9 protein-coding genes and 1 pseudogene are annotated in these 12,733 nt (G+C 58.6%); 3 read left to right on the forward strand and 7 right to left on the reverse strand.

The annotated features are described in order from the left end of the window. Window positions 1–29: 29 nt before the first annotated feature. The gene (locus AC3WOG_RS31830) at window positions 30–719 is read right to left on the reverse strand and encodes a FadR/GntR family transcriptional regulator (RefSeq protein WP_492581745.1); all 690 of its coding nucleotides are present in this window, start codon (window positions 717–719) and stop codon (window positions 30–32) included. Window positions 720–1,009: 290 nt separating this feature from the next. On the opposite strand from AC3WOG_RS31830, the gene AC3WOG_RS31835 reads away from it, so the two are divergent. The 3 genes from AC3WOG_RS31835 (at window position 1,010) to AC3WOG_RS31845 (ending at window position 3,859) form a co-directional block, all read left to right on the forward strand. Further along, the gene (locus tag AC3WOG_RS31835) at window positions 1,010–1,492 is read left to right on the forward strand and encodes a universal stress protein (protein WP_492581746.1); all 483 of its coding nucleotides are present in this window, start codon (window positions 1,010–1,012) and stop codon (window positions 1,490–1,492) included. A gap of 137 nt (window positions 1,493–1,629) precedes the next feature. Further along, window positions 1,630–2,406 carry a fumarate/nitrate reduction transcriptional regulator Fnr gene (fnr, locus tag AC3WOG_RS31840; protein WP_492581747.1) on the forward strand — a complete coding sequence of 259 codons (777 nt, stop codon included), beginning with the start codon at window positions 1,630–1,632 and terminating at the stop codon, window positions 2,404–2,406. 130 nt (window positions 2,407–2,536) lie between these two features. Continuing rightward, window positions 2,537–3,859 (forward strand): SUMF1/EgtB/PvdO family nonheme iron enzyme, encoded by a 1,323-nt coding sequence (locus AC3WOG_RS31845; protein ID WP_492581748.1) that lies wholly within the window; start codon window positions 2,537–2,539, stop codon window positions 3,857–3,859. Between the two features lie 123 nt (window positions 3,860–3,982). Here the strand turns inward: AC3WOG_RS31845 and AC3WOG_RS31850 are convergent, their stop codons facing one another. The 6 genes and pseudogenes from AC3WOG_RS31850 to AC3WOG_RS31875 form a co-directional block, all read right to left on the reverse strand. Next, entirely contained in the window at window positions 3,983–4,384 is a 402-nt protein-coding gene (locus tag AC3WOG_RS31850; RefSeq protein ID WP_492582568.1) for a hypothetical protein, read from the reverse strand. Window positions 4,385–4,813: 429 nt separating this feature from the next. Beyond that, window positions 4,814–5,257 (reverse strand): annotated as a pseudogene (locus AC3WOG_RS31855) (TniQ family protein); the annotation flags it as partial. Window positions 5,258–5,273: 16 nt separating this feature from the next. Next, window positions 5,274–6,569 (reverse strand): TniQ family protein, encoded by a 1,296-nt coding sequence (locus AC3WOG_RS31860; RefSeq protein ID WP_492582517.1) that lies wholly within the window; start codon window positions 6,567–6,569, stop codon window positions 5,274–5,276. A 44-nt stretch (window positions 6,570–6,613) separates the two neighbouring features. Beyond that, window positions 6,614–7,723 (reverse strand): AAA family ATPase, encoded by a 1,110-nt coding sequence (locus tag AC3WOG_RS31865; protein WP_492581749.1) that lies wholly within the window; start codon window positions 7,721–7,723, stop codon window positions 6,614–6,616. Next, window positions 7,701–10,451, reverse strand: a complete 2,751-nt coding sequence (locus tag AC3WOG_RS31870) for a TnsB C-terminal domain-containing protein (protein ID WP_492581750.1) — start codon at window positions 10,449–10,451, stop codon at window positions 7,701–7,703. Before AC3WOG_RS31870 ends, AC3WOG_RS31865 begins: the two co-directional genes overlap by 23 nt. Before the next feature lie 1,049 nt (window positions 10,452–11,500). Next, window positions 11,501–12,379: a hypothetical protein gene (locus AC3WOG_RS31875; RefSeq protein ID WP_492581751.1), complete on the reverse strand. Its 879-nt coding sequence runs from the start codon at window positions 12,377–12,379 to the stop codon at window positions 11,501–11,503. Between the last annotated feature and the right edge of the window lie 354 nt (window positions 12,380–12,733).

Here is a 12,733-nt window from a genome sequence, read left to right on the forward strand (position 1 = left end):
GGCGGTCCGATGTCGGCGTGTGGCGAAGTTCAGGAACCGAACATCCGGTCGAGCGCATTTTCGAGGTGCGCTCGCATCGCCTGACCGGCGGCCGGACCGTCCTTGCGACGGATCGCCTCCAGCACCGCCCGATGCTCGGCTTGCACGAGCCGCTGCCGCTCGACGGTCTTCACGAGCGACAGATTGCGCGACAAGTTCATGCTGAACAGGATCTGTTCTTCGATGAACGACATGACCGTGATAAAAAACGGATTCTTCGACGCGCGCGCCACCGCCAGATGGAACATGAAATCGTCTTTTGCACCGATGCCCTGGGTTTCGATGATGCGTTCCAGTTCGTCCCACGCGCGCTCGATCGAGGCGATGTCGTCGGCGTCGGCTTTGAGCGCGGCCTGTTCGGCAGCGCCCGCTTCGGTCACGATGCGAAATTCATAGCAGCGGCGGATGTCGGACAGCGTTTCGAGCGGCGCGAAACGGCGCACGTCCGGATCGGGGCGCCGCGCGACCGTGGTGCCGGAACCGTGCCGGGTCATGATGATGCCGTCCGCCCGCAGCCGCGCCAGCGCCTCGCGTACGGTCGGCCGCGAGGTCTCGAAGCGCTCGGCTAGCGCGTGCTCGGTAGGCAGCCGGTCGCCTTCCTTGTACTCGCCTTCGAGAATCCGATTGAGGATGTCGCCGTAGATCTTGTCGGGCAAGGCCGTCGTTTTGCGCTCGTTCATCAGCGGTGCTGAGCCAGCTTGTCTGAATAGGCTTTGATTGTAAGGCAAACCCGGGGCTATCTTGATTTCGCGCAGGCGTTTCAGATTGACGCGCAGGCCGGAAACGCTTGCTGCGCGGTACTTGTCATGCAATCAATCGAAGCAGCACAATTTGACAAGTGTTTGATTGACATCCTGCTCAGGGTGCGCCTTTTTCAGCAATCATTTAAGCTCACATGGGTAATGAATCGTCAATGAACACGGTCGTGCGCAATGGCCGCGACACCCGAATCCTACAGACGGGAGTTGATATGTACACACGCATCCTCGTAGCGGTCGACGGCAGCCATACCTCGCGCCGCGCGTTCGAAGCAGCGCTGGCGCTCGCCAAATCCACGGGCGCTGTTCTGCAACCGTTCTACGTCGTCGAAAACACGCCGATGTATTTCGAAGCGCCCGGCTACGACCCTTCGATTCTTCGCAACCGGCTGGTCGAGCAAGGCAAGGAACTCGGCGCGGAATTCGCGCAGGCCATGCGCAATCAGGGTGTGAAAGGCGAGCTCGCGGTGGGCGAAGCATCGTCGCTCGACGACGTGTCCACCGTGGTGCTGAAAGCCGCCGCCGCTTTCAACGCCGACCTGCTGGTAATGGGCACGCACGGCCGGCGCGGTTTTCAGCGCCTGATTCTCGGCAGCGTCGCCGAGCGCTGCGTGCGCCAGGCCAGCTTGCCGGTGCTGCTGATCCCCTCCGCTGCGGGCAAGAGCAGCGAAGCCGGCGCTCAACCGGACGCATAGCAGTACATCACCACAAGCAGAAGCGCGAGCGTGACATCGCGCAAGCAGCCTCGCTGCGCGAACGCGTCATTTTGCCGCGAAACGCGGGCCGTACGCGGTGGGACAATCAGTCATTACCCGACAAATGGCTGCTGAACATGCTGACTCCTACCGCTGTTACCGCCGATTCCGCTGTTGCTCCATCCGCGCGCGGCCGCGGTCGTGCTGCGCCGCCGCGGGCGAGCGGGCGCAGCGCCGCGCGTTGTTCGAACTGTTCGATGCGGCAGCTCTGCATGCCGCAAGGCCTGTCTCCAGATGAACTGCCGAAACTCGAAGCGTTGATTTGCACAGCGCGCTCGGTGCAGCGCGGCGCAGCGTTGTACCGCAGCGGCGACCCGTTCGACAATCTGTACGCCGTGCGGTCCGGTTCGATGAAAACCGTCATGGCGCACCGTGACGGCCGGGAACAGGTTACCGGCCTGCGCCTCGCCGGCGAAGCGCTCGGCCTCGACGGCATCAGCGAAGACGTGCACGCATGCAGCGCCCTGGCGCTCGAAGACAGCACTGTTTGCATCGTCCCCTACACGGCGCTCAAAACGTTGTGCCGCGAAATCAGTTCGATGCAGGAACGGCTGCACAAACTGCTGGGCGAACAGATCGTCCGCGAAGCCGCGCAAATGATGGTGCTCGGCTCGTTGTCGGCGGACGAACGCGTCGCGGCGTTCCTGCTCGACGTGTCGGAGCGCAACGCGCAACGCGGCTATTCGTCGGCGGAATTCAACCTGCGTATGACGCGCGAAGACATGGGCAGCTATCTCGGCATGACGCTCGAAACCGTCAGCCGTACCCTGTCAAGATTTCAAAAGCGCGGACTGATCGACACGCAAGGCAAGCACATCCGGATCGTCGATCTCGAAGGCTTGCGGCAGGTTTAAGCCGGACGCGAAGGACCTGGCCCGCGCCGCCACGTTCCCGTCTACCTCTTTTCGGTGCGCTTTCGCCTTGGCATGGCTCCTGCGAGCGGGTACAGTCTTTAGTCCGTCCCCCGCAAGGAGGCTTGGCGACATGAATCGCGACCCCGCCCCGCATCACCCGCTCGTCCAGCGTCTGATCGACGCGCGTCACGTCACCGACGCACTGTTCTCCATTGTCAAACCCGAGTTTCTGTATGACCGGCCGATCCGCGAGCGTCACCGGATTGTGTTTTACATCGGCCATCTGGAAGCCTTCGACCGCAACCTGCTGGATCAGCGTCTGTGCGACCTGCCCGCGTTCGATCCGCACCTCGACCAGCTCTTCGCGTTCGGTATCGATCCCGTCGACGGCGGCTTTCCCACCGATCAACCAGGCGACTGGCCGTCGCTCGAGGTCGTGCGCGGCTATGGGCTGCGCGCCCGTGAGCAGATCGACCGTGCGCTCGGTGCGCTGAGCGACTCGGCTCGTATCGGCCACGATGATGCGCAAGGCGGTGCGGCCGGGCAGTTGCTGAACGTTGCGATCGAGCATCGGCTGATGCATGCCGAAACGCTCGCCTACATGCTGCATCAGTTGCCGCTAGCGCAAAAGATCGCCGACTTACGCGAACCGGCGGCAACGCGCGTTGAGCGCGGCGCGATCAACGCGTCGATGGTCCGCGTGCCGGCCGGATCGGCGGTGCTCGGCATGGCGCGCGAAAGTGGCCGCTTCGGTTGGGACAACGAGTTCGGTGAATTGCGCGTCGATGTGCCCGCCTTCGAGATCGATCGCCACATGGTGACGAACGGCGCGTTTCGCCAGTTCATCGAGGCGGGCGGCTATCGTGAGCCGAAGTGGTGGTCGAACAAGGATTGGGCGTGGAAGGAAGCCGGGCAGATCGAACACCCCGCCTGCTGGTCACAGCGCAGCGAAGACCGCGAGCGCGGCAAAGACGGCGCATGGACATTACGCACGATGTTCGACGAGGTGCCTCTGCCGCTCGATTGGCCTGTGTACGTCAGCCACGCCGAAGCCAGCGCCTACGCGCGCTGGGCCGGCAAGACACTCCCCACGGAGGCGCAATGGCAACGCGCGGCCCACGGCGCACCGCACGCCGCGTCGGGCAATTTCGATTTCCGAAGCTGGGACCCGCAGCCGGTCGACGCATATCCGGATAACGTCAGCGCATTCGGCGTCGAAGGTCAGTTCGGCAATGGTTGGGAGTGGACCTCGACGATATTCGACGCGCTGCCGGGCTTCGAAGCGTTTCCGTTTTATCCCGGCTATTCCGCCAATTTCTTCGACGGGCAGCATTACGTGCTCAAAGGCGGCTCGGCGCGCACTGCGCGATGCATGTTGCGGCCGGCTTTCCGCAACTGGTTTCAGCCGCACTATCAGTATGTCTATGCGGGGTTCAGGTGCGTGCGGCTTTGACGAATAAAGCATAAGTTGACACATAAAATCACCTATCGCTTTATTCCTGGAAAAGTCATCTATCGCTTAACTTTGTGAACAAGGTCATCTATCGCTTTGCCACCGGTTACAGACGCAACGACTTCAAACGGGCGTTCTTTCCTTTACCCAGAGAAACAGTCGCTCCTCTGCCCCCCCTCTATAAAACATGGTCTTGCCGTGCTCGAACAGATTGCTCCGATTGAACACGAGCCCGTCGTGTTCAAATCGCGCTTTGAGCGCACGCAGATTGCGCCCAATCCTTAGAAGCCGCAGCCATCTGCGCCGTCGAACCAGGCAAAGGCGCCTTTCACGCAGCTCAAACACCAATTCCGGAAACAACTGGGTCAACCTTGTCACATTCACGCCCAGCTTCCCTGCAAGAGCCGTAAACGTTATGTCCGGTGTCTCAGCGAGTGTTGCAGGCAGGAGTTTCTCGATTTCAGCCTTGCTCTTTGTGGCTCGCCGCCGGTGCTGTCGTTCGAGAACGATTGGCTCGATCGTCATACTAGCAGCCTGCAGTTGGCCGCGCAGAACACTGACAGGTTGAGCGCGGACGTGTGAACTTATTGCGATCAGAACCTGGAGACTCAGCGTACTACTGCCCCTTAGCACACAATTTAAGTGTCCTTTAGGTAGTCCCAATGCCCGATCTGCCTCAGCGCCGTTGCTCCACGCCGTTTTGATCACCGTGTGCAAACCGTGGAGCATTGCCTCACGGGTGAACCGCTCGCCACCGGACGACGCAGCTATCAGTTTCCCGACTTCGACAGCGACCCACCGCTGTGTGGGTGTCGCCGGGCAAACCTCGTCTGGCACGCAACCGAACGCAATAGACCCGCAGTAACGGCAGACGCCGGGGCGTAGCGCTCGTCCGCTCTGATACTCCCACTGTTCCGGCCTGCGACCGCAAGCGCTGCTCACCAGAAACCGGTCGTGAATCGGGCAAGTATGGACAAACTGGATTTCCCAGATCAGTCTGTTCCACGCACCGGGAAATGGAACTTCTGCCACGCAGGCCGGACAATGGCGTGGTCTATCCGGTCTGAGGGAATTGCGAAAATGCGTTACTGCGGAAAGCGATTCAAACGTGCATCCTGAGATTTCCGGACGCCCGGTTGCGGCAATCAGGCCAGGAATGAGTGTGTCGCCGCGATGACTGGTCTTTCCCTGCGACAAGTGGGCAAACCATCGGCTCTGCTTATGGCCCGCGACTTCGTCCAGATATTGCACAAGCCGCGCGATTGATACATGGTGCGCCGTTGCCAGACGCGAAAGATAGCTGAAGATGCTTTCACATTGGTCGGTGCCAAGCGCCATGGGAGCCAAAGGGTAAAGTCGCGTTGAGCAACTTCCGCTGGAAGCGGGAAGACTCAACATCAATGACGCGCGAGTGTTAGATCTCACGACTCTCCTCCTTCACAAACTTGGGACCGTTTGGGCAAAGCGCAAGCAATATCGGCTCAAATCGCGAACCCTTTAATATCAGGATGCCAGACTCAAGATAGAGATTGCGCACCGTAACTGGCTTTCCCGCTCCCCTGAGATGGCTGATCGCCGTTTCAAGGCGCGCGGTTGCTTCGACACGGCGCTGTATGGCCTCGGCCCGCCGTGATGTCCGTAAGCGTTCAACAAGCAGATGCACCTCATTCGGACAAGTTCGCTCGAGCGTTGTCCTGTGAATCCCCAGTTGCCTCGCTACGACCGAAACGGACGGGCATACGGGGGCCTCCAGGGCTGCCAGGACAGCGCGTCTTCGCTCGACTGTTGATGGCCTTTCTAACGGCCGACGATGGCACACGTATCGGAAGGTTCCGGTCAACGTATAATTTGGTTGCCCCCGAAGTGCAGAAACTATGTCGCTACCTGCCGCCGCACATAGCGCGAGCAGTGGCGCGAATTTGATACGCCTATTGCCGTTGATCCAGTCGAATAGCCGCGCTTTGCTGAAGCCGCAGATGGCCGCTGCACGATAGGGACGCCCTTCTCCGATCCGCGTAGCCATCGCGAGAACCCCCTGTTGAACGCGCTCAGGCGCAAACTGCTCGCCCCCAGAAACAGCTGCAATCATCTCTCCGGTTTGACTGGCTACCCACATTTCGACACCGGCCGCTGTCTCGACCGGAATACATCCACACGACAGGCCGAGACTACCGCATCTGGCACACACACCGGGCACCTGCCGTCGACACCACAATCCGAGATAACGCGCTGGAGGACTTCCGCATCGTGAAGAAGCGAGTCGGATCGCATGTCGCGGGCATACGGTAACGACGTTGACATCCCAAAGTATCGGGCGAAACGCTGCCGGATACGGCCTCTCACGCAAACATTCAGGACAATGACGAGCTCCATCGGCGGCCATCCCCGCCAGGTCCAGCGCCGGCAGGAGCGCAGCAAGCGAAAGGTGACGCACAGCAGACAGTCCTGTCGCGATCGCCAGAGCCGTTTCCAGCCTTTCCGTACGTCCGGGTGCAAACAGGGAAACGGCCACACTGCGGTTCCACCAGGAGAAGTGCCTCCATTTCCGGAAATCGTATCCCGAGCATGGAGACAGGCACCGGTTGACCAGATCATCGACGGCAACCGAATGTGCGTTGGCCAGCCGGCACAGGTAGCTAACAAGCCCTTCGCAGTCCCACTGTCCCACGGAGATTGGCTGAACCTGGTACAAGACAGATAGGTTATCCATAACAATCACCAAGGAATTTGCCGGAACAAAAGCACACACCAGGTTCAGGTGACGCGCTCGATTCGCTCCGAGATACTGGCAAGCTTTTCGTCGTCGACGGAGAACTGGGAGTATCCTGCCTTGAGCATCATGTCTTCCCCCTTTTCAAACTCGCGCCGAATGCCGCTCAGCACGCTCGCTGGCTTCAGCGACTTCCTGACGAATTCTGCCCTCCACCTACCCCCATTGCCGATTTGCAGTACGAGGCATTGCATCATGAAGTCCTTCAGGAGACCCACGATACCCAACGTGGCCTCGAGCAGATCCGCAGCTACTTCGGTAAAGTTCGGTACCCAGACGAGCGGCCAGCGCTTCTGGAGAAGCCCGATGATGCGGGTAAATTCCTTGATGTCGCCTTCATTGGCGATGTCCTTGCCTTTCTCGTCTTTTGCATAGCGGCGATAGCGGTCGAGGTAAAAAACCTCACTGCGACGACCTACCTGCGCATAACTGGACACCAGGCTGAAGAGGTCATACGAACCGATCAGCAGCAACTGGGAATCAGTGGCGTCCGCCAGGCTTTTCAACGTGTCCATCAGCGCCTCGTAATTGCCAAAGCGCAACAGGTGCAATACTTCATCAAGCGCCAGCACCCGTGTCTGTCGGTGCAATAGCATGCTCTCAACTGCGGACCGGAGCGTATCAAGGGCCTTAATGGCCGGACCATACGTGCGGACACGATCACCCTCGATGAAGGTACCGCGCTTGAAGTCGATCATCGGCTCGCCGCCTGCTGCGAGTATTTTGCGATACACACTGCTCCACGGCACCTTCACGCTGCCGTGAGCCGGCGCAGCAACCAGCAGGAAAGGCAGGAGACCAGGCGCTGCTGGCTTCATCCGGTTCGCCAGCGCGTTTTCGGCAAAGGAGGTCTTCCCCGCCCCTGGAGGGCCAATCAGCGTAAGAATCCTCGCATCTGAATACGGCCCAAGATGACGGGCAATGTTGGCCTCGACGCTGTCCAGCTTGACGTGAGAGACCTGCAAGGAAAAGAAGTACCGCAGCTTCTGGTCATCCGGCAACTGGCAGGCGTCATCACGCGACATCTTCGCGAAATTCATCCGCTCATCGAGCGATATCTTGCGAGTGTGTTCAGATAAAAGCAGTTTCTTCATCGTGCATCTCCTTCTCTGCTAGAGCGCCCTCCTCAATTGCCGGACGCGACAACTGATCGGCTATGACCGGGCCGAACGGTCGGGTGGTACCTGGAATGATGCCTGTCTGTCCTGCCCCATCGGGCGGCGGAGGGAGATCAGGGACAATTCCAGTGAGTGCTGCCGCTGTGGTCATGCCGAGGCCCGCATATAACGCGGCCATGACCCGTTGCTGGTTTGCAGTGGTCTCGCTAAAGTTCAGCGGGTCGAGCAGTTCGACCATCCGTCTGGCTCGCTCAGGCGACCGTTGCTCACGCGCTGCGGCCGCCCGGTTCATGCGTTTCTCGTCACGTCGTGCCTGCTCGACTTCATAGCGGGTCCGGCCGCGATAAGGTTCGACGTTGCGCGCAACGGCAACAACCCATTTGCGTTCGGTGTACACATACAGCACGTTCGCACACCACGGTTCAACGCGGACCTCAAGCTTCTTCCCGGACAGCCGCGAGAAATCGGTATGCCAGAAGAAGCGGCCACTCTCCCAGATGCCACGATGCGCATACACCTTGTGCATCATCTGGGGCGGACTGGGACAGGTCAGCAGTAGCAGGTTTTCGTCGAACGCCACCAAAACGTGTTTCCGATGACCCGTCTGTTCGAGTCGAAATGCTTCGTAGTCCGCCGGCGTCATGCCGATTGCCGGATGGATAACAGCGGGGCGTACGGAAAACAGGTAATGTTCGAGAGCGCGGTAAAGGTTTGGAAAGGTCCATATGCGGAAATGGTTGGGCTGGACTGATTTAGTCGTTAGCCGTGCCTCCTTCAGCTGCGCGGTATTGCCTTCGAGGCCTGAAAGGAACTCCTGCTCCGTCACGCCAAACAGTCTCTCAATGGGCCCACCGCCTCGCGGACGCCCCGGTCCGCGATATCTGACCTCCATACCAAAGATGGAACAGAACTTCGTGAATGCAGCGCACCGGAACTCCTTGCCGCCATCCACAACAATCATCCGAGGCAATCGTCCGTGCCGCCGGACGTAGTCCCGCAGCAGCATCAACACTGACATGCTGGAGGGTGCGCCATAACTCAGGTACATCGCCCGGGCGCGGGGAATATGACCATCTGTGCCAGCGGATAGCCATACCTTGCCCCAGTCCTGACGCTGCGGACCTGCGGTTGCCAGATTCAGCAACGTGTGATCGCAGTACAGCACCTCATGGGGAATCAGCCCGTGGACCGGCTCCCTGATGTCGAGCGTAAGCGGAATGTCGCCGTCCCTGTAAGCTACGCGCTTGCCACTTCGCAGCAGGGGATTCGCATGGACACCGACACGTTTGAGGAATGTCACGTAGGACATGTACGGAATCCCTGACGCAACGCATTTCACCTGGTATTTGTCGAATGCTTTCTTGCCCGATGTTTGGGCGGCCGGCTTGTTGTAATGCTCGATGATCGCCTGCTGTGCAAACTCTTCGCTCACCTTGGGAAGCCTTGGGCCCCTGGATCCCTTATCGGCATGCCTGCCCGCGAGCACAATCAGGGCCTCGATCGTTGATCTGCTTTCGTTCACAATCCGGCGGGCGCGTATCATCGTCGCACGCGAGTAGTCTCCAGTACCCTCGCGAACCGCAATCAGCTTGCGCACCGCCTGCTCCTTGGCGCGACTACCGAGATCAAAGAGCGTGCGGCGGCGCCCTTTTTCGATCAGCGCGTTCCGTTCCGCCTGATTGCTCTGTTGAAGGACGAGTTGCTCTGCTTCGTCCGTCGCAAGCACGAGCTGGTGGCCATCTCTGCTTTCAAACAGCGCCTCCGGTCGGTCTCCGGATGTCGCAAGAACCATCTGCCATTTCTTTTCACCGTATTCGATACTGCTGCCAGGTTCAAGTATCCCCACTGCCGGAAGTGGCAGCGGCGGCTGATCCTGTTCGCTCTCGCGTAACGCCAGGAAAACCTCGCGTTGGCCTAGGTCCCGATGCAGGTACAGTTGCCCCGGGTCGCGAAGATTGTCTTCAAACAGATCGACATGGACAACCCTCTGTGCGATGGCGACGAACAGTTCATCCGCACCAAAGCCATGCTCGCCGAGGAGCTCCTGAAACGTGACGGACTGTTCGGAGACAGCCTGTTCAAGACGGGTGCGGGATTCCTCGGACATCGGTGCCGTTCTGTCATCCATGTATTCCTGCAGAAACCGGATGTTCTCAAGGAAACGCTGCGGGATGTTGCGGCTGGTTCTGAGGCGATAACCGAGCCCCAGTTCCTGACAGAACGCCTCCGCATTGCGATCGTGCCAGCACCCTTTTTCGTCACGGAAGAACCTGCCGACCTTGATGGCGCGCGCGGCATCCTTGCGCTCCAGCGCGATGAGATCACTCTCCTCACGCCAGTCCTCCAGTAATGCTTCACAACGCCCTAGCACCAGGAACCGGAAGGTGTGTTGTGCACGGTTCTGCACTACGCCATTTTCGTCGCAGGTTTCGAATGTCAACTGGTGTGGTTCGACATAGTATTCGAGGACCTCGCGATCGAATTCGTGCCATCGCGCCGCTGTCGCAAGCAGCGTCCGGCTGCGCGTGACAATTTGCCGGTTACCCATCTTGCGCGAATAGAGGAGAACGACCGAATTGCTCCTCTGTCGCTCCTGAAGGTCGATGACGGTTGCTTGGCTGCGAACATCGTGAATGAACCTCCTGGCGGTATCGCTCAAAGCATGCCGATTCATATATTGATCGAATTCTGCGATATTCAACATCGACGATTCTCCATCTCGAAGACAAGCGTGCGGGTCAGCAAAACCCAAAGCACAACCGATTCTGTCCTGTAGCTACCAACGGATTCGCATCCGAGGTGACCCGAGTAGCGCGGATTCACAAGTTTAAGAAACGGATATTGGAAGAACATCTGTCACCGGACTCTCACTAACGTTTCAGCAATCCGAATCCGGAATGCCAGAAGGACGCCTTGAGGCGAGAGCAAACTGGGAATGTGCGAACTACCCACCCGAAGTAGTGAAAGAACTCACCAAAAATGAACAGCCGACACAACACTCCACGAGCAGAACTTGGACCTCCCCTCGATTAGTGCAGGACACCGGGTTCGGTAAGTGCGGAGCATATAAGTGGCTAGCGCAGAGGCAGTCAACAACCTGCATGCTTGTCGTAGGCGCAGTGACCGCGCTGCCGATTGCGAATGACGCGTAATAGCGCGACGACTGGAACTGCGGAGATGCATATCATGCTGGCAAATCAAAACGACAAAGTCAACGACCTCCCTTACCAACCATGCGGAAACCCATACTGCACGGGGCTCTGAGCCCGATCCGTCAAGTTCTACCGTATTGGTGGAAAGCGCCCTCTTCTTGAACTACTCAAAAGCTCTTGGCGATGATATTCAGGCATTTATCCACATCCAGATCAGGCATCGATCCGGACAAAACGGCGCCGGACACGGTCGCTCAGTGGACGACACGTCCTGATAGTCACAAAAATTATCTTAATGGTGCGATCGTGGCGCGCACCCGTAACATGCAGACTGGATTAGATAATGGCTCGCGCAACAACCAACTTTGAGGCTGAAGAACTCAGGGAAATGTCAACAGCTCTTCCCTTGCGAGCAAAGCGCGATCCATCGCCGCCTCCGATCACCGGCGGAGCCGAGGACGTGTTGTCGCCCTCGACCGGATACCGGAGGCAAAGATGAACGAGCATCGACCATGCCAACGACTTGTGAGGTGCAAATTTCTGCGCTGCACTTCTAACGTCCTGGCGGCGCAAACGAAGACCATCAAGTTTTATTGGCCCTCTATGAAACGGCGCCAAGAGTATCAAGAAACGCCTCCACTTCGAAGATCAGGCGCCTGTCTGGAAAAAATGGCCACGGCCAATGTGGCTTGTCCACAGTTTGACCGTCGGCCTCGTCCGCCGGACGCAAGTACTCCCAAAGTCGAGCGGGCTCAACAAAGGTTGCATTGTCGAACAGCGTCACGGCAAACCGCCAGACATCAGGAAATACACCCACCTTGCCGTCAGATATTGTCCTCAGTGTTTCGGACAGGTATTCGGGCGTGTATCGCCCCGGGTACTGGAGTCTCCAACAGTTGCGGGTCATCTCCTGCGCGTCCCGACTCGACATACGGGTAATGGTCCGGGGAGCGCTGGTAAATAAGCGTCGCGTACGACGGCAATAGGCGTGTACCGCATCGCTTCCACGGACATCGTCGGCCACTTCGAATACCACAGCGATGCCCGCTTCCGCTGCCATTCGCTTGGTCGCCCCGATCAATGCTTCGCAGCAGGTTGATCGCTCGACATGTTCGACAACCAGAACGAGCACTTTTGATCCATCGGGTTCGCACCCCCCGACCTCTATCAAACTAATCATGTTTTTCAGATTCCGGTTTGCGCTCGAACCGTTAGTGCACTGATAGAAGATGGGCTCCTTTCCCGCCCGCCGGACGGCGACGCGCACCACGGCACTTTTTCCGGTTTCAGGAGGCCCGGAGATGAGGTTCGCGCAAACAGGATGCGCCTGAAGGGTCGAAACTAGTTGAACTATTGCACTGGCCTGGCTCGAGGTCGGTTTCCCGCGAGATCGCGCTGGCCCTCCACAACCAGAAAGCCTTCCTTTAGAGCAGTTCATCTGGCGAGAACGTAGACGATCTGAAGCGTTGGGGATAGACATAGCAATCTCCATGAACGAGTTGACTCCCAGCGCTTGCGAACTATAATGATTTTGCGTTCACTGTAGTTCACGTGCACTGTTCTTCCGGACAATTCGTCCGGCGAAGCCGCAGCCTCGCACGCTGCGGCTTTAAACTTCCTGATTCATACTGTCGCGGTCATTCCTCCTCTGGCGTGATGGCCAGTTTTTTGCATGTACGTAATTATTTAGGACTACGAATCAATAGGTTTGCGCGAAAATGTGAGTGTTCAGCTCGCCGCTCAGAGAGGATGGCGAATCATGAGGGCTCGCCCCGGCTTCGTGTCCAATCTCGACACCTGCGCTGGCCATCGGCAAAAACCACCCCCAGACCGG

The sequence above is a fragment of the Paraburkholderia sp. FW306-02-B genome (assembly GCF_058782725.1).

What these genes read in the sequence shown, in the direction of transcription:
- AC3WOG_RS31830 (WP_492581745.1), bottom strand. Translation starts at nt 719, where the DNA reads ATGAACGAGCGCAAAACGACGGCCTTGCCCGACAAGATCTACGGCGAC.
- AC3WOG_RS31835 (WP_492581746.1), top strand. Translation starts at nt 1,010, where the DNA reads ATGTACACACGCATCCTCGTAGCGGTCGACGGCAGCCATACCTCGCGC.
- fnr (WP_492581747.1), top strand. Translation starts at nt 1,630, where the DNA reads ATGCTGACTCCTACCGCTGTTACCGCCGATTCCGCTGTTGCTCCATCC.
- AC3WOG_RS31845 (WP_492581748.1), top strand. Translation starts at nt 2,537, where the DNA reads ATGAATCGCGACCCCGCCCCGCATCACCCGCTCGTCCAGCGTCTGATC.
- AC3WOG_RS31850 (WP_492582568.1), bottom strand. Translation starts at nt 4,384, where the DNA reads ATGACGATCGAGCCAATCGTTCTCGAACGACAGCACCGGCGGCGAGCC.
- AC3WOG_RS31860 (WP_492582517.1), bottom strand. Translation starts at nt 6,569, where the DNA reads ATGGATAACCTATCTGTCTTGTACCAGGTTCAGCCAATCTCCGTGGGA.
- AC3WOG_RS31865 (WP_492581749.1), bottom strand. Translation starts at nt 7,723, where the DNA reads ATGAAGAAACTGCTTTTATCTGAACACACTCGCAAGATATCGCTCGAT.
- AC3WOG_RS31870 (WP_492581750.1), bottom strand. Translation starts at nt 10,451, where the DNA reads ATGTTGAATATCGCAGAATTCGATCAATATATGAATCGGCATGCTTTG.
- AC3WOG_RS31875 (WP_492581751.1), bottom strand. Translation starts at nt 12,379, where the DNA reads ATGTCTATCCCCAACGCTTCAGATCGTCTACGTTCTCGCCAGATGAAC.